The following is a 15234-nucleotide window of genomic DNA, read 5'->3' as shown; positions in this document are numbered from 1 at the left end:
CTACCCATGTCCGCATCAGGAAAACCAAGGAAGCAATCAACAACGGAGGGCTCGGATTCCTGCACGTCACTCCACATGGGCTGCTCCTTGCCTCTCCGAATGGGTCACGTCTCCGCACGGCTGCGGCGGGGCAGAACATCCGGTTCCGGGACCCGCGTCAGGGCGGCTTCCCGTGGAAGCTTGTGCCCGTCGCTGCAATCCGTAACTTGACCTTCGTCTGCGTATCAAGGCGTGCGGTGGGCCGGGGCGAACTGCGCCGCGCGGTTGGTTTCTTCGGCGCGGATGAGGTGCACGAGCGCGTTGATGAGGGCCAGGTGGGTGAACGCCTGTGGGAAGTTGCCGAGGTGACGGCCGCTCACCGGATCCAGCTCCTCAGCGTAGAGACCCAAGGGACTGGCAAGGGACAGCAGACGTTCGCACAGTGCCTTGGCGCGTACCACCTCCCCGATCTCGACAAGGGCCGAGACGAGCCAGAACGAGCAGGTCGTGAAGGTCCCTTCGTCGCCTGTGAGACCGTCGTCGGTCTGCTCGGGGCGGTAGCGCAGGACGAGTCCGTCCCGGGTGAGTTCATCGGCGATGGCCACGACCGTGGCGCGCACGCGAGGATCGTTGATGGGCAGGAATCGGACAAGCGGAACAAGGAGAAGCGAGGCATCGAGGTTCGTTGTGCCGTAGGACTGGACGAACACGCCTCGGTCGTCGACACCATTGCGGCAGATGTCCTCATGAATCTCCGTGGCGATGGCGTCCCACTTTCGGGCGTAATCAGCCTGACCGTGCAGGCGCGCCAGCCGGGCACCACGATCCAGGGCGACCCAGCACATGAGCTTTGAGGAGGTGAAGTGCTTCGGTTCGCCACGGACCTCCCAGATCCCGTGGTCGGGGTCCCGCCAGTGGGCGGCGGCTTGCTCGACCTGGCGGAGCAGGACGGGCCAGAGCGGCTCGGGAAGCTGGTCACGGGATTTGGCGTGGAGGTAGACGGAGTCCAGCATCATGCCCCAGACGTCGAGCTGGCGCTGGTGGGCGGCAGCGTTGCCGATCCGGACGGGGCGGGCGCCGTCGTAGCCGCCGAGTCCCTCGACAGTAACCTCGGGAAGGTCCCTTTCGCCGTCGATGCCGTACATGATCTGCAGGTCGTCCTCGGCGGCGACGTCGCGGATGAAAGCGAAGAAGTCGTCGGCTTCCCGGTCCAGGCCAAGGGTGTAGAGGGCCCAGAGCGCGAACGTGGAATCGCGCACCCATGTGTACCGGTAGTCCCAGTTCCGCTCTCCCCCGGGTGTCTCGGGCAGCGAGGTGGTGGGCGCCGCGACCAGAGCTCCAGTCGGCGCGTAGGTGAGGCCCTTCAACGTCAGCGCGCTGCGCTGCAGCTGCTCCCGCCACGGGTGGTCCGGGAACTCGCCCCCGGTGATCCATTGCCTCCAGAATTCAGTGGTCTGCCACTGCTTGCGTGTGGCTTCTTCCCACGTCCGCGGCGGGGGCAGCGACCCCCAGGAGAGCGCGATAAAGGCCTGCTCGCCCTCGGTCATCCGGCTGCGAATGACCGCGATGGAGTCCTCGATGCCCAGCCGGCGGTCGGTAGTCAGATGCAGCACCGGATCCCCCTCATCGCCGCTGACGGTCACGGCCTCTCCGTATCCGGGGCTGGAGAACTCCCACCGTGCCCGGCGCTGGCCGTAGCCGAAGACCGGCTCGCACAGCACGGACAGCTCAACCGCACCGTTGACGCACCGGACGGTGCGCAGCAGGCAATGCTCGGCCTCGTAGTTCGTCGGCGGGCGGCGGTACCGGCCGGCCCTCTCGTCGGTGTGGTGCCACGGACCCATCACCAGGGCATCCCTCACGATCAGCCAGCCCGTCCGGGTCTGCCACGTGGTCTCCAGGATCAAGCTGCCGGGGAGATAGCGGCGCGCAGTGGGCTCCCGGACGCCGTAGGGTGCCACCTTGAAGCCACCCGCGGCGCGGTCGAGGATAGTGGAGAACACACTCGGTGAGTCGTGACGCGGCACGCACATCCACTCGACCTGCCCGCTCGATGCAATCAAGCAGTTGGCCTCACAGTCAGACAAAAACCCATAGTCGGCGATCGGCGGATACGGGCTAGTGCCGGCCCCGGGCCGCCGCCTCCCCTCCGCCCCTGACCGGGCGTCGATGCTCACCACCCCAGTATGTTCCCCTCAGGGTGGAAACGGGACCCCGGGCTACCTGGACGGCTTCCTCCCCAACGGTCAGTGCTTCATCAACGGTCAGTGCTTCATCGCAGAGGACGACGGCGATGCGGCGGCGAAAATATCGTACGGCCGCCGGCCAAAGAGGCGCTGGACCTGAATTCCCTACATGGTCGATGGCCTCCTCGACCCGGGACAACGTTGACCCGCTCTGCCAACCCTTGGGATTGTTCAATCGGGGCGCTGAAGGATTTCGACGATGATTGTGCTAAGAATCCCCGTCGGCTCAGCAATTCCGATGGATCGACAAGATGAACAACGGAGGATTGATCTCATGTCACAGGTACGGCGTTTCGATCATGTTGGTATCACCGTTGCCGATCTCAAAGAGGTGACGGCGTTCTTCGTCGGGCTGGGCCTCGAGGTCGAGGGCGCGCCGATGTTCGTCGAGGGCGAGTTCCTCGACACGGTGATCGGCATCCCCGACTCCCGTACGGAAATCGTCATGCTCCGGCCGCCCGACGGAGGTACCCGGCTGGAGCTTTCGAGCTTTGTCCGGCCCGACCACCAGCCTGGATCGCCCGCGGCGATGGCAAATGAGTTGGGGCTGCGCAACGTCGCCTTCGAGGTCGACGACCTCCAGGCGGTCGTCGACCGGCTGGCCGCGGACGGCTACGGGCTGGTCGGCGACATCGGCCAGTACGAGCACATCTGGCGCATGGCCTATGTGCGCGGTCCGGAGGGGATTATCGTGTCCCTGGCCGAGCGGATCGGCTGACCCGCCAACTCCAAACCCGCTAGCACGCCTGCGCCTTGATATGTCAGGGCCCCGCCGAGTGCTGGCATGATGGGCGCATGAGCAGAGTCACATCCGATCTGACTATTTCCCTCGACGGATTCGTTGCGGGCCCAAACCAAAGCATGACGGAGCCTTTGGGCCGGGGCGGAGAACTCCTCCACAGGTGGATGTTCGAAGAAGCCGAGTCCAACGCTGCGGAGCTCGAAGGCATCCTCGCCGCTGGCGCCTACATCATGGGCCGGAACATGTACGCCGGTCCCGGGGCATGGGATGAGCAGTGGCGGGGATGGTGGGGTGAGGACCCGCCTTATCACGCACCTGTGTTCGTTCTCACCCATCACCCCCGCGAGCCCTTGGAGATGGAGGGCGGCACAACGTTCAACTTCGTGGCCGATGGGATCGAGTCGGCGTTGGCCCAGGCGCGGAAGGCCGCTGGCAGTAAGGACGTGGCCATAGCCGGAGGAGCGCAGACCGCCCGACAATTCCTTTCGGCGGGGCTGATCGACGAGCTGCGGCTCCACATTGCGCCCATAGTTTTGGGAGCGGGCGAGCGGTTGCTGGACGGCGTGACGGACCTCAAGCTTGAGCCGACGGACGTGAGCGGTTCCCGCCTCGTCACCCACGTGCGCTATCGGGTAATCCGCTGACAGGCTGACCCTTGGTTCTCGGAGGTCACTCGGCCTGCCCGAGGACCACGGGATGGACGAAGCCTCGAATTTCGTCGATCAGGCCGAACCGTCGCGGAACACCCCCATCGCGCTCGCGGTTGTTCCTGGTCAGGACCACGATGGCAACCACGACGGCGGCCAGGATCGGGAGCGCGACCACCAGTCCCGCCCACGGCGTGACCGTCCCGGTCCACATCAACAGCGACGAGCCCAGCATCCCACGTCGATCATCGCAACGAGCCCGAGGAGCGCTTTGACGCCCAGTGACATGTACTGTCGGTACCAGCGCGCCGAGGCCAGCGGGCGCGCCGGGTCGAGGTCGGGCCGGCTGTGGAAGGTGGCCGCCGCGATACCCACGAGCAACCCGGTCACACCGATTTGCCGGGCGGCGCCGGGGCGACCAGTGGCGCAGGAACGCCTCGAACTATCGCAGGGAAATACAGTTCGGCTGGAATTAGACGGCGACCCGGGCTTTGGCCACGTATGGATCGAGCACGCCGGTCATGACCTCGGCCAGCTTGGCGTGGCCGAGATCGTTCGGGTGTATCTGATCCGGTTCCGGGTAGAAGAACGGGGTAGGGTCGGCGGCGAAGACACCGTACTGGCCCACGAGGAACGGCAGGCCCGTTTCCTCGGCACACTCGGCATGGAGATCGAAGACCCGGCGAATCCGCGGTGGCTCTTCCAGGAAGGGCCAGTAGGGTTCGACGACGAGCACCTGGGAGTCCGGGAGCGAATCGCGCAGTCGGGACATGTCCTCGATCATGGTCCGGCGGAGCTTGTCGTCGTTCTCGGGCAGTTGGGGGTAGTCGTTGGCCCCGAGCGCAATCAGCGCGATCTGCGGTTCAGCGTCGATGACCATCTCCAGCGGGTGCCTTTCGAACAGGTCAGTATCGCGCTTGGTAAGAAATCCCAGGCCGTTGACTGCGAAATTGCGCTCCTCCAGCCCGAGGTTCCGGCACACGATGGATGTCCACCGCTTGTCGACGTGGGAAATCCCCCGCCAACCTGTCGAAATGCTGTCTCCGTACACCCCAAGTCGCAAAGTCATTCCAGGACCCTAGCACCCCCTCGCGCCCGGGTCTTCGTCAACTCCACCAGCGGGAGCGTAGCCTGCGACTAGCCACGAAACAGGGCTGGCCATTAAAGGATCCTTGGGTTTTTGCGGAACGTTTCGCCGACGTCCATATGGGACGCCCCCTACAGGACGACGCCGCAGCCACGTACTCAAGACCTCGCCAAATTTGCGGCCGAGTACCGTCCGTATCTAGACCGGTCCGGGTGAAGCGAAAGCCCGATACTCAGCGGGGTGGGACCAAGGGTGGGGCAGGATGATCCTGTGACCACCAATGACGAGCAGCTCTTTCTGGCCTATATCGACAAGAACCCGGTCAACGGGCAAATACTTAATCTGGCGCCGCTTCTTGGCGTCTCTGACTGGTGGCTGACTGCCGGGGCGTTGTTCCAAACCGTGTGGAACGTGCTGGAAGGGAAGAATCCCCGAGCCGGCATCCGGGACTACGACCTGTTCTACTTCGACGAGGACACCTCCTACGAGGCGGAAAACGCGGTGATTCTGCGGGCGCGTGAGCTGTTCAAAGATCTGGATGTCGACGTCGAAGTTCGCAACGAAGCCCGCGTTCACCTTTGGTACGAGGATCACTTTGGCGTTCCGGCCATCCCCTTCACCAGCACCGCTGATGCGATCGATCATTTCGCCGCGAAGACCTGCTGCTTCGCCGTCACCTCAGATAGGGCGGGAGTCCTCACCACATACGCACCCCACGGCTACGATGACCTGTTCGCACGGAAGGTAGTGCCAAACCCGGTGCTTGCACCCCAGGCTGTGTACGAGACGAAAACCAAAAGGTGGAGTGCTGAATGGCCCTCGCTAACAGTACTGCCGTGGCCCACGGCCAGATCCTTCAATGAAGTACTGGTGCCGACCACAACAACTGGCGGATCGCAATCATGACCGACCCACTTCAAATGCGGTGGATGGCAGCCCCGGCTATGGTCGATCCAGTTGTTCGAAGACAACTTCTGGAGTGTTGGCGGGACGTCACCAACGCGGGCGGAGCCGTGGGTTTCCCATTCCCACCGGTTTCCGATGAGCAAGTCCGGTCTTCACTTGATGCCATGGTTCAGTCGCTCGATGAATCGGCCAATCGGCTCCTGCTGGCGTCTATCAACGGTGAGCTGGCTGGATGGCTGTTCCTGGCCGGTAATTCCAGCGAGCTCACAGCGCACTGGGCACGAGTACTTCGCGTCCAGACCGCACTTGGCTTCAGGAAGCGCGGCGTCGGGCGTGCACTCATGGCCGAGGTAGCCCGAGCTGCCACCGAGGACTTAGCCCTTGACCAACTGCACCTAGAATTACGTTCAGGCATGGGCCTTGAAGACTTCTACAGGTCATGCGGGTGGCAGGAAATCGGGCGTTGGCCAGGAGCCCTCCGCTTGCCGGAGGGTGACCAAGACGAGGTCCTCATGACCCTGCCCCTAAGCTAGGCTCCCGAAACGGCCGGCAGCGCCCGGTATCGATCCGTCAGCGGGCGTGTGCAATGAACACCATGAAGGGTGCGTCAGGGGTGAATGTTGTGCGAGCCCAGTCCTGGTAAACGGCTTCCACCTCGAAGCCGGCTGCGGCGAGCTGCTGTCCAAGGGTGTCAGCGTGGCGGAAAGCGAAGCGCGCCGTCTCTGTCACACTTTCACCGGTTTGCAGGAACTGGTTGTGGAACCTGGCGGTAACGACGCCCTCGTCGGGCTCGGACACGTCTGCCCACTCGAGGAGCGGCCCATGTGGGGTGTCGCGGCGAGAGCGCTCCTGCGTGCCCCAACTCTCCCACTCACGGGCTACGGGGTTTCTGCTGTCAAAGGCCAACACTCCACCTGTTCGCAGATGAGCGCGGAGATCCAGCAACGTGCGTTGCCACTCCGGATCAAGGATGTGCTGGACGACATTGCCCGTCAGCACGGCGACATCGAAATTCTTGGGAGGGATGGCGCGGCTGTCGCCGAGGATCCAGTCCACGGCATCCGCTCCTTGCCGACGCCGCGCGAAAGCAAGCATCGCTTCTGAGACCGTCACTGTTCCTACGCCTGCCGTCCGCTCGACGTAGATCTCTGTCTGAAATGGCGGACTTTTCGCACCGCTCAAATGTCACCCTTGGTGACCGCTACCCGATCCTTCATCGGATCTCTGCAGGCCAGCAGCAATCTAGGTCAGGGCTTGTTTCCAGGCGCCTTGATTGCGTAAGACATAGTCAGCCGCGGCGTGCCAGTGCTCGCCGTGTCCACTGACGTACATTTCTGCCCAAGGCTGGAATCCGGATTCATATGAGGACTTCAACAGCTCGTGCATGGCCGCCGTCCTCCTTCCTAGGGCCTCGGGCAACGCTTCTCGTAGGACTTCGTTAGCCTCATAACCGTCGATAACAGCGCGCAGCCTCGCGGCTGCCTCTGGAACCGGTTGGCCTTCAAAGAGCATTCCAAAGGACTGAGCTGCATATGCAAGGTCCCAGAGGCGCGTACTCGGCCCCGCTGCGTCCCAATCGATGAACACCCACCGTTCGCCCATAATGAGGTTCCACGGCGCCAGGTCGTTGTGGCACATCAGGTTCGGATTCTCGGCAGGAAGCAGAAGGTTCCATTCGGTCGTATCCGGGAGACCAAATCCTTCGCTCGCATCGTGCATCTGGCGAATCAAACGGCCGACCCGCAAGAGGTCATCCTGCCGTAGCGGCAACTGGTCCATCGCAGATACACCCTCGACGTACTCGATGACATGTCGCTCAGCGTGATCCTGGCCCAGGGGTTTGGGGACGTCAACGCCAGCTACCTGTAGAGCTTTCAGGTACTTCTGGACGATGGCAGAGTTTTCCAGCCACGGTTTGCGGACCGTATCGCCAATACGAACGACACTCTCTGAGGCGTTTCCGCCTACAAGTTCTTCAGCTTCCTCATTCACCCGAAGAACGCTACTGCGTGCAAACAAACTGGCCAAGCCATCTCCCGGGCGGAGCCAATACGCGCCCCGCTAAGGGATCCCTCACTGCGACACGAATCGAGTCAGACAGCGGCAACGGTCAGTTCTCGGCCGACGATCATAGCTAAGAGGTCGTCTAGAGTTCCGTGGCACTTCTCCAACTCAGGTAGGTGGTAAAACGTGCTGGTGGTCTCAAGGTTGTTGATGACTTCGTCCGGCGAATGCAGGATTGTCCTTCTGCCTTGAGCGATCGCGAGGCCAAGCTCAACATGCGTGCCCTTCCCGCCTGGAAGCAGGATTACGACGATGTCGGCACCTATCACTGCATCTCTCTCATGCTGCCCGATGGAGGGCAGATCGCCGAGGGTGACTGTACCCGCATCGCGCGCCGACGCGTTCTGGGTCCAGTCGTACGTGTTGACGTAGCCCTTGCTTTCCAAGGTTTGCGCGACGTACCGGACGTTTACGATATTCCTGAAGCTCGACGCAATATAGAACCTTTTCAAAGCTTCTGCCTCCTGATTGGAACTGCGACCATTGTTCCTTAATGAGCCGGCCCGGTGCGTCACGTACCCCTCCTAAAGGCATCCTCCACCGGACCCTCGGTCATTCAGCGCCGTAGTTGCAGGATTCAAAAGCACGGGGTCATCCGTTCACTTGGGTTGGCGCTGTCAGATTAGCGAGCCGGTTTCTACTTCAGGGCCGAAGACTCTCGTGTCTCATAGCTGAGGCTGCTGAACTCTTCGTCCAACTCGTTCACCTGGATGAGGTATCCATCAGGGTCCTCGACTGTGAAATATCGGCCGAAGGTTTCGTCCATGATGTCTGATGGCATGTAGCCCGCGTCCGTGAGCCGCTTTGCGGAGAGCTCCAGCTTTTCGTCGCTTGTGAATTGCAGTGCCACGGCTCTGGCATCTGCATGGGTGGTTTCCGTTTCAGCGATGTGTAGTCCCAGCTGACCACCGCCGCCGCGCAAGTCCGCCCAGGTTCCGCTTGTGGCTGCAGCATTTTCGTGCAGTCCTAGCGCGGAATAGAACCTATTTGCGAGCTCGATGTTCCGCACAAAACGAATTGGAGTGACTTTCATTTGCTCGACCCTTCCTTGTTTAGAGCCTCAGTTAGCGCCTCTTCTACAAACGATGACAATGACAACCCACGCTCGATAGCGGCGTGCTTCACCTGCCTGACCAGCTGTGGCGGCAAGTAGATGTTGAACTGAGTCTTATCGGCCATAGCTAGGATGCTAGCAATCTAGCAATGTAGAGACAAGGGGTTTCGACGATCCGTCAACGGACGGTTGGGCTTCCCGGCGACTTACAAGCGTCCCAACTCAACACGGCATCGCAGAGTTCGTCTAACGGCCGCTCGCTGCCCAGGCGCAGCACCGGCAGGTCAAGTTGGTCAAGCCATGCCTCATGAGCTGCGCGGCTTCTACCGTCGAACGCCGGATCGTCGTAACGTTTTGCCCAGTCCAGGAAGCCGGACCACGCCGCCTCATCGAAGTCCTGGCCGGCCCGTCGATGGACCTCGCGGGCCTCGAGGCGTCGCAATCGCTCACGAGGGTCAAGCGTCAAAAAGACCACGGCGTCGCACTCTGCAACGATGCTCTCACCCCAGCCCATCATTGACCCGGACAAGACCCAGCCCTCCCGCGGAACGAAAACGTCGCGCATCAGAGCCCGCCGAGCGTTCTCAGGACGCTTCTCGACGTACGGCGGGACGGTGGGCACCCAGAAATAGTCGTCGGCGTCCGCATGAGGAACCGACCAATGGTCAGCCAACGCCCGACCGAGCGACGTCGTACCACTACCACTCGCCCCCATCACATGAACCCTCCCACGCTGCATGACTTAATTATCGGGTGTGACCAGGGGCAAAGAATGCATGGATCGGCGGATTCAGGCGGTCATTGCAACAGGAGTCCTTCGATCAATTCGATCGGTTTTCTGAACTCTAGTCTTTTGCGTGGTCGGTCGTTGAGTTCCTGTGCGACCCAGTCGAGGTCTTCGGCGCTGTGGATGCTCAGGTCCGTGCCTTTCGGGAAGTACTGGCGGAGCAGGCCATTCGTGTTTTCGTTGATGCCGCGCTGCCAGGGTGAGTGCGGGTCGCAGAAGTAGATGTCGATGCCGGCGTCTATTTTCACGCTCTTCCAGTCCTGCATTTCGATGCCTTGGTCCCAGGTGAGGGAGTGCCTCAGCGCCCCGGGGAGCGTCTTGATCTTGGCTGCCAGGGCGTCGCGCATTTGTTCTGCTTTGTATCCATCCGGCAGATGAACGAGCATCGTGTAGTTGGTGGTTCTCTCCACGAGGGTCCCGATCGCGGACTGGTTGCCCTTGCCGATGATGAGGTCGCCCTCCCAATGCCCCGGCACCGCACGGTCCTGAACCTCGGGCGGCCGCTCGGAGATATTGATCATCCCCGGGATCCGGTTCTTCCGTTGGCCGGCCTTCCTGCAGGGCTGCCTGAGTGCACGTCCGGTGCGTAAACACGCGGCCAGATCGCGGTTGAGTGCTCCGCGGGACTGAACGTAGAGGGACTGGTAAATGGTCTCAGGTGACACCCGCAGCTCCGGCTCATCGGGAAACTCAACCTGCAGGCGTCCTGCGATCTGCTCCGGCGAGTACTTCTTTTTCAGGTCCTCTTCCACCTTCGCACGCAACACCGTGTTCGTGTGCAGTTTCGCCGGTTTCGGCCGCGCAGCCCGCTCATACGCCAGCGCGTGGGCCGCCGTCGCCCGGTATCGGCGCAACGGCGTCAGTGATGAAATCACCGGCCTGCATCCCGGCCCAAAACAGCTGCAGAAGATCCGGTCTTACATAAATTGAATACGTCGCCACGACAACACCCATCCGCTAAGTGTTGCAATCACCGCAAGAACTCAAGGATCGTCTAACGGGCGGTTCGCAAACCTGGAGCCGGCCCACCAATGTCATTTTCCGAAGTCGTCTGCACGGAACGTCACGAGTCCTCTGCACTACAGGAACAGCTCATCTGGGGCGGGGCGGGTCGAGCAAGGATCCAGCGGGCCCGCAGCCAAGTGTTTCGGGTGCATGCCACAATGAGGCCCATGACTCGAATCCTCATGATCGGCATCCACGCGCGAGCCCTCGACTATAGCAAGCTGCCTCCTGGCCTCGACGAGGCCACGATGACCGAACGGATCGAAGCGGGGTTCGGGGCCACTACGGCCGCCGGCTTCGACGCCGTCAACTGCCTGATCGGCACCTCCCCGGACGAGGCCGAAGCAGAGATTCGCTCGGCGTTCGGTCGTGATCGTTTCGGCCTCGTGATGATCGGGGGCGGCATCAGGATGATCCCGGAGTACACCGAGCTCTTCGAGCGGATCATCAACGTGTGCAATGCGGAATCGCCCGGAATCACCTTCTGCTTCAACACATCGCCCGAGACGACTCTGGACGCGTTGGAGCGTCACGCCCAGCCGTGACCGTCTGCGACGCGATCCGGTGCGTCGACTAGCCTCGGCGTTTCGTGTCGGCGGTCATGAGATGCGCCTCTGCTCACGTGCGGCTGCGATGTATTGGGAATAGGTGCTCGCCTTACGGGCACTGTTGCGACACGGACCGACCAAAAAACGCCGCCACAGAGCGACCAACTCCACAGCTCATGCCACACGATAGCGCGCATAAGGAGCCAAAGGTGTGGTCCCGCCGTTCTCAATAACGATCAATTACTGAGACAGCGTGGTCTTTCACACATGGGCTTCGAAGGTTGTCATTTTCAGCAGTCGAGGCACGGAATGTCAGAAGTCCTCTGCACTATGAACCGGTCATCGTGACGTTAGCCGAATGTCTGGTGGCCGGGTTCCATGATCCGGTTCGGCTGTTGTCGGGCCGCGCGTTGCAGCACCAGCACGGTCCTGGGATGAAGCTGTTCCGTCAGTTGGCTGCGCCGCGGTGGCTTCGGTAGATTCTTAGCCCGTCACTCTGGAGAAGGATGGCGCGTTCGTTGCCGCCCGCGAGATGGAGCCAAAGCACGCTGCCGTCAGCTGCCAGCATGTCGATGCGCCCGGTAGCGATGACTTCCCCGTGCTGGCGGATTTGCACGTAGTCGGCCCGTGAGAGCTTGGACCAGTTGGCAATGGGGGCGGGTTTCCGGATTTCTGTATGAGATCCGGACGATCGGGGCGTCATGGGTTGTCCTTGGTTGGGGCGACTGCGGTGTCGGAATCGTTTGAGCGTCGGGGGAGGTGGCAGGGCGGCGTTTCCGCCACCCTGCCTCCTCCATATGGGCTCTCTTCCCACGCCCGACTATCGGGCTGCCTGTTGCGATGGAGTGCGGGAAGAGCGCCCATCTGTGCCGGGCATAGGGCCGGCAGTCGGTGGTGATGGTCCGCTCGGGAGACCCGTTTTGGTCCGGAACATCAGGGCAAATCTCCCGGGGAGGTTTCGCCGTCAAGAGCCGGCTCTCCCTCAGTCCCGGTCACTGCGACGAGCGTCGGAGCGAGTGAAGCCGGCGGTGGCCCGCCCGGGTTTTTGAGGAGAAGTGCAGTGGATCCGTGCCCTACGCCAGGACGCCCGCCCGCCGCCCAAAGACGCACCCGGCAGCAAGTCCGGTGCCCCCCGGGTAGTTGACGCTGAATAGTCCGCCGAGCATTTCACCTGCCACGAACAGGCCTTCGATGTGCTTGCCCTCTGCGTCCAGGACGCGGCCGTGGGTGTCGGACTTGATGCCACCGAAGGTGAACGTGATTCCGCAGGTGACGCCGTAGGCGTAGAAGGGTCCGGTTTCGATCGGGGCGGCCCAGTTGCTCTTGACCGGTTCGGTTGCGGCCTTCCGGCCATCCTTAACGTTGGGGTCGAACGGGGTGGAGCGCTCGATCGAGCTGTTGAAGTCCGTCACTGTTTTGGACAAGCTTTCCGGGTCTATGCCGATTTTGACGGCCAGGTCCTCGAGGGTGTCGGCGACCTCGACAGAGATGCCGGGCATCTCGTATTCTTCGCTGCGCAGCATGGGCCGAAGGCCGGCGTCGAAGATCTGGTACGCAACCGAGCCGGGCTGCTTGAGGATTTCCTTGCCGTACTTGGCGTACGTGTAGTTCCGGAAGTCGGCACCCTCGTCCAGGAAACGCTTGCCGTCGGTGTTGACGATGATTCCAAACGGGTAGCTTTGCCGGGTGAGGCGGTTGGTGAGTTCGCGGTTGCTTTCGTTAGTGGCGGTAAAGGCATCCCACTGGACGCTGTGGCAGCTGCCCCAGTCTCCGCCCTTGGTGGCGCCGATCTCCAACGCTGCGGCGATCATGTCGCCGGTGTTGTAGGGAGTGCCGCGTACCTTGGCGTTTTCCCAGCCTTCGCCCAAGTACTCCCGCCGCCGCTTCGGGTCCGCCTCGAAGCCTCCGGCGGCGAGGATCACGGATTCTGCCCTCAGGCGCAGTTCCCCTCCAGCGGTGTTGACGACGACGCCGGCTACACGGCCGTTCTCAACGATGAGGCTTTGGGCCGCGTGGCCGTACCTGACTTCGATGCCCAGCTCTGCAGCGACCCGGGTGTGGTCTTCGATCAGGCCTTCGCCGCCGCCCACGTTTCCCACGTGCAGGCCGCCCCAGAAGAGGTAGGACCCGTCGGCACGCTCGAAGGCCTGACGCTCGTACATCAGGCGGTACTTCAGGCCCAGGCTGTTGAGCCACCGAAGGGTGGACTGGCTCTCGGCAATGAGGACTTCCGTCAGTGCCGGGTCGTTGCGGCCTTCGGTGACCTTTTCCAGGTCAGACGCGTATTCCTCAGCGCTGTAGGGCGGAACGACGGTCCGGCTTTGCCGTTCGTCCGGTTCCACGAGCCCTTGGAGGTCATCCAGGCCGTTGTGGACGATGCGTGTGGCGCCGGCGGTGTAGAAGCTGTTGCCGCCGGCCATGTCTTTGGTGCCCTTTTCGAGCAGGATGACTTTTCGTCCGCGGACGGCAGCGGCGTGGGCCGCCGTGAATCCGGCATTTCCGCCGCCGACGACGATCACGTCGGCCTTGGTGAGGTTTCCCGCTGCAGGTTCGTTCTGATCAGCCATTGTTTTCTGTCTCCTTCATGTTGAATTCTTGGGTATTCGACTGTATACACAGTTAGATAGGGGTGATTTGGGGGTAGGAGCGCGTCCGGGGTGTTAGCGGTGGGCCGGTACGGGGGCTGGCTCTGCCGCTGTCACGGGGAGCGGTTCATGGGCGGCGAGGCGGTTTTGGCGGCGCTCCAGGGCCACGGCGAGGGCGCCGAGGGCGATGTTGACGACCAGGAATCCCAGGGCGGCAACAAACTGGGCCTGCAGCAGGGACCGGGTGTAGTACTGGCCGATGACGGTGGCGGACCTCAGGAGTTCCATGTAGCCGCCGAGCACAAAGGCCAGCGCTGTTCCCTTGAAGAGGATGATGAGCTGGCTCACGAGGGCAGGACTCATGGACCGCAGGGCCTGCGGGAGCAGGACCAGGCGCAGCGTCCCGACGTGGGAGAAACCCAGTGCGAGGGAGGCCTCGGCCTGACCGGGCGGCAGCGCGAGGATCCCGGAGCGCAGCAGGTCACCGATGACGGCCCCGCTGTACAGGGTCAGCGCGATGACCAGGAACCAGAAGTCCCCGAGTTTGAGGCCGTAGTTGGGCAGCACCAGGGACGTGAAGTAGAGCAGTAGGAGCAGGGGGATGCTGCTGAAGACGTCCGTGTAGACCCGGCAGGTCCGGCGCAGAGGTGCGTGTGTGGAGACGAGTCCGAAGGCCAGGAGGCATCCGGTGATCATGGACAGCACCATGCCGACGGCTGCGGCCGCAATGTTGTTCCACAGCCCCTGGCCGAGAAGCGCCCAGAGTCCGGGCTCGGCGAACGGGGCCCACGCCGCGGCGCTCAGCTCGCCTTTGTCGTAGAGGACGCGGAAGACCAGATAGGCGCCGGCGATCACGATGAGGGCGGTGAGGATTTCCAGGAGCAGGTGGCGGCGTTTGGCGCGCGGACCGGCCGGGTCAAAAAGCGATACGGTACTCATCGGCTGAACGCCACCTTCTGATCGACTGCGGATACGAGCCGGCCGATGACCAGCCCGATGGCGAGGTAGCAGAGGGCGGCCCCGCCGAAGATAATGAACGGTTGTGCCTCATCCACCGCGATCTTGTCCGAAAGGAACGTCAGTTCGGATACCCCCACCAGGGCAGCGACCGAGGTGTTCTTGACCATGGTGATGAAGACGTTGCCAAGCGGTCTGGTCACCGTGGCGAAGGCCTGCGGGAGGACGATGTGATTCAGTGAGGCCATCGGCCCGAAGCCCAGGGCGCGTCCGGCTTCCAGCTCGCCGCGGTCCACGGTGTTCAGGCCCGCGCGCAGGGTTTCGGCTACGAACGGCGCGGTGTAGAGCACCAGGACGATGGCGGCCGAGGCGTAGAGCGAGTACTGGATGCCCAGGACCGGCAGTCCGAAGACAAACAGCACCATCTGCACGGGAAGCGGCACGTTCCGGAAAATCAGCACGTAGGCCGAGGAAACACCCCGGGCCGTCCTGATGGGGCTCGTCCGCAGTGCGGCGAGCAGTGTCCCCAGGAGCACCGAACCGGCGGCCCCCAGGAGAACGAGTCCCAGAGTCACCATCACGCCCTGGCCAAAATCGCCGAGGTGATTGAGAAGGAATGACATCAGC

At 62.5% G+C, this 15234-nt stretch carries 18 protein-coding genes and 1 pseudogene; 5 read left to right on the top strand and 14 right to left on the bottom strand.

Going from position 1 to position 15234, the window contains the following annotated elements:
• Positions 1–224: 224 nt before the first annotated feature.
• The gene (locus tag AC1DN2_RS14700) at positions 225–2156 is read right to left on the bottom strand and encodes a glycoside hydrolase family 15 protein (protein ID WP_476850876.1); all 1932 of its coding nucleotides are present in this window, start codon (positions 2154–2156) and stop codon (positions 225–227) included.
• A 343-nt stretch (positions 2157–2499) separates the two neighbouring features.
• Between AC1DN2_RS14700 and AC1DN2_RS14695 the strand changes: the two genes are divergently transcribed.
• Both AC1DN2_RS14695 and AC1DN2_RS14690 read left to right on the top strand, forming a co-directional pair.
• Positions 2500–2943, top strand: a complete 444-nt coding sequence (locus AC1DN2_RS14695; protein WP_476850875.1) for a VOC family protein — start codon at positions 2500–2502, stop codon at positions 2941–2943.
• A 77-nt stretch (positions 2944–3020) separates the two neighbouring features.
• A complete protein-coding gene (locus AC1DN2_RS14690; protein WP_476850874.1) occupies positions 3021–3611 on the top strand; it encodes a dihydrofolate reductase family protein in 591 nt (196 codons plus the stop codon).
• Between the two features lie 25 nt (positions 3612–3636).
• On the opposite strand, the gene AC1DN2_RS14685 is transcribed toward AC1DN2_RS14690, so the two are convergent.
• Together AC1DN2_RS14685 and AC1DN2_RS14680 are read right to left on the bottom strand one after the other, a co-directional pair.
• Positions 3637–3849 carry a hypothetical protein gene (locus AC1DN2_RS14685; RefSeq protein WP_476850873.1) on the bottom strand — a complete coding sequence of 71 codons (213 nt, stop codon included), beginning with the start codon at positions 3847–3849 and terminating at the stop codon, positions 3637–3639.
• A gap of 237 nt (positions 3850–4086) precedes the next feature.
• A complete protein-coding gene (locus AC1DN2_RS14680; protein ID WP_476850872.1) occupies positions 4087–4683 on the bottom strand; it encodes an SGNH/GDSL hydrolase family protein in 597 nt (198 codons plus the stop codon).
• 288 nt (positions 4684–4971) lie between these two features.
• Here AC1DN2_RS14680 and AC1DN2_RS14675 point away from each other — a divergent pair, with 288 nt between their 5' ends.
• Together AC1DN2_RS14675 and AC1DN2_RS14670 are read left to right on the top strand one after the other, a co-directional pair.
• Positions 4972–5607, top strand: coding sequence for a nucleotidyltransferase family protein (locus AC1DN2_RS14675; RefSeq protein ID WP_476850871.1), 636 nt, complete (start codon positions 4972–4974; stop codon positions 5605–5607).
• On the top strand, positions 5604–6140 hold the full coding sequence (locus tag AC1DN2_RS14670; RefSeq protein ID WP_476850870.1) for an N-acetyltransferase family protein: 537 nt from the start codon (positions 5604–5606) through the stop codon (positions 6138–6140). Before AC1DN2_RS14675 ends, AC1DN2_RS14670 begins: the two co-directional genes overlap by 4 nt.
• 37 nt (positions 6141–6177) lie before the next feature.
• On the opposite strand, the gene AC1DN2_RS14665 is transcribed toward AC1DN2_RS14670, so the two are convergent.
• The 7 genes and pseudogenes from AC1DN2_RS14665 to AC1DN2_RS14635 form a co-directional block, all read right to left on the bottom strand.
• Positions 6178–6789: a class I SAM-dependent methyltransferase gene (locus AC1DN2_RS14665; protein WP_476850869.1), complete on the bottom strand. Its 612-nt coding sequence runs from the start codon at positions 6787–6789 to the stop codon at positions 6178–6180.
• A gap of 60 nt (positions 6790–6849) precedes the next feature.
• Positions 6850–7599: a phosphotransferase gene (locus AC1DN2_RS14660; RefSeq protein WP_476850868.1), complete on the bottom strand. Its 750-nt coding sequence runs from the start codon at positions 7597–7599 to the stop codon at positions 6850–6852.
• A 101-nt stretch (positions 7600–7700) separates the two neighbouring features.
• The gene (locus AC1DN2_RS14655; protein ID WP_476850867.1) at positions 7701–8186 is read right to left on the bottom strand and encodes a hypothetical protein; all 486 of its coding nucleotides are present in this window, start codon (positions 8184–8186) and stop codon (positions 7701–7703) included.
• 122 nt (positions 8187–8308) lie between these two features.
• The gene (locus AC1DN2_RS14650; RefSeq protein ID WP_476850866.1) at positions 8309–8704 is read right to left on the bottom strand and encodes a VOC family protein; all 396 of its coding nucleotides are present in this window, start codon (positions 8702–8704) and stop codon (positions 8309–8311) included.
• The gene (locus tag AC1DN2_RS14645) at positions 8701–8850 is read right to left on the bottom strand and encodes a ribbon-helix-helix protein, CopG family (RefSeq protein WP_476850865.1); all 150 of its coding nucleotides are present in this window, start codon (positions 8848–8850) and stop codon (positions 8701–8703) included. The genes AC1DN2_RS14650 and AC1DN2_RS14645 overlap by 4 nt, the downstream gene beginning before the upstream one ends.
• 53 nt (positions 8851–8903) lie before the next feature.
• Positions 8904–9440 carry a P-loop NTPase family protein gene (locus AC1DN2_RS14640; RefSeq protein WP_476850952.1) on the bottom strand — a complete coding sequence of 179 codons (537 nt, stop codon included), beginning with the start codon at positions 9438–9440 and terminating at the stop codon, positions 8904–8906.
• Between the two features lie 83 nt (positions 9441–9523).
• A pseudogene (locus AC1DN2_RS14635) lies at positions 9524–10357 on the bottom strand (IS30 family transposase); the annotation flags it as partial.
• A 327-nt stretch (positions 10358–10684) separates the two neighbouring features.
• Between AC1DN2_RS14635 and AC1DN2_RS14630 the strand changes: the two are divergent.
• Entirely contained in the window at positions 10685–11062 is a 378-nt protein-coding gene (locus AC1DN2_RS14630; RefSeq protein WP_028275079.1) for a hypothetical protein, read from the top strand.
• Positions 11063–11513: 451 nt separating this feature from the next.
• Here the strand turns inward: AC1DN2_RS14630 and AC1DN2_RS14625 are convergent, their stop codons facing one another.
• The 4 genes from AC1DN2_RS14625 to AC1DN2_RS14610 form a co-directional block, all read right to left on the bottom strand.
• Entirely contained in the window at positions 11514–11768 is a 255-nt protein-coding gene (locus AC1DN2_RS14625; RefSeq protein WP_476850864.1) for a hypothetical protein, read from the bottom strand.
• A gap of 370 nt (positions 11769–12138) precedes the next feature.
• Positions 12139–13632 (bottom strand): FAD-dependent tricarballylate dehydrogenase TcuA, encoded by a 1494-nt coding sequence (gene tcuA, locus AC1DN2_RS14620; RefSeq protein ID WP_476850863.1) that lies wholly within the window; start codon positions 13630–13632, stop codon positions 12139–12141.
• A gap of 93 nt (positions 13633–13725) precedes the next feature.
• Positions 13726–14589, bottom strand: coding sequence for an amino acid ABC transporter permease (locus AC1DN2_RS14615; protein ID WP_476850862.1), 864 nt, complete (start codon positions 14587–14589; stop codon positions 13726–13728).
• Positions 14586–15230: an amino acid ABC transporter permease gene (locus AC1DN2_RS14610; RefSeq protein ID WP_476850861.1), complete on the bottom strand. Its 645-nt coding sequence runs from the start codon at positions 15228–15230 to the stop codon at positions 14586–14588. The genes AC1DN2_RS14615 and AC1DN2_RS14610 overlap by 4 nt, the downstream gene beginning before the upstream one ends.
• Positions 15231–15234: the final 4 nt, after the last annotated feature.

Source organism: Arthrobacter sp. 01L42 (assembly GCF_056400005.1).
Note: the sequence above shows the minus strand (reverse complement) of the source record. Positions and strands in the feature narration are given on the sequence as shown.

What these genes read in the sequence shown, in the direction of transcription:
- tcuA (WP_476850863.1), bottom strand. Translation starts at nt 13,632, where the DNA reads ATGGCTGATCAGAACGAACCTGCAGCGGGAAACCTCACCAAGGCCGAC.
- AC1DN2_RS14690 (WP_476850874.1), top strand. Translation starts at nt 3,021, where the DNA reads ATGAGCAGAGTCACATCCGATCTGACTATTTCCCTCGACGGATTCGTT.
- AC1DN2_RS14645 (WP_476850865.1), bottom strand. Translation starts at nt 8,850, where the DNA reads ATGGCCGATAAGACTCAGTTCAACATCTACTTGCCGCCACAGCTGGTC.
- AC1DN2_RS14640 (WP_476850952.1), bottom strand. Translation starts at nt 9,440, where the DNA reads ATGGGGGCGAGTGGTAGTGGTACGACGTCGCTCGGTCGGGCGTTGGCT.
- AC1DN2_RS14610 (WP_476850861.1), bottom strand. Translation starts at nt 15,230, where the DNA reads ATGTCATTCCTTCTCAATCACCTCGGCGATTTTGGCCAGGGCGTGATG.
- AC1DN2_RS14695 (WP_476850875.1), top strand. Translation starts at nt 2,500, where the DNA reads ATGTCACAGGTACGGCGTTTCGATCATGTTGGTATCACCGTTGCCGAT.
- AC1DN2_RS14630 (WP_028275079.1), top strand. Translation starts at nt 10,685, where the DNA reads ATGACTCGAATCCTCATGATCGGCATCCACGCGCGAGCCCTCGACTAT.
- AC1DN2_RS14625 (WP_476850864.1), bottom strand. Translation starts at nt 11,768, where the DNA reads ATGACGCCCCGATCGTCCGGATCTCATACAGAAATCCGGAAACCCGCC.
- AC1DN2_RS14685 (WP_476850873.1), bottom strand. Translation starts at nt 3,849, where the DNA reads ATGCTGGGCTCGTCGCTGTTGATGTGGACCGGGACGGTCACGCCGTGG.
- AC1DN2_RS14680 (WP_476850872.1), bottom strand. Translation starts at nt 4,683, where the DNA reads ATGACTTTGCGACTTGGGGTGTACGGAGACAGCATTTCGACAGGTTGG.
- AC1DN2_RS14650 (WP_476850866.1), bottom strand. Translation starts at nt 8,704, where the DNA reads ATGAAAGTCACTCCAATTCGTTTTGTGCGGAACATCGAGCTCGCAAAT.
- AC1DN2_RS14670 (WP_476850870.1), top strand. Translation starts at nt 5,604, where the DNA reads ATGACCGACCCACTTCAAATGCGGTGGATGGCAGCCCCGGCTATGGTC.
- AC1DN2_RS14615 (WP_476850862.1), bottom strand. Translation starts at nt 14,589, where the DNA reads ATGAGTACCGTATCGCTTTTTGACCCGGCCGGTCCGCGCGCCAAACGC.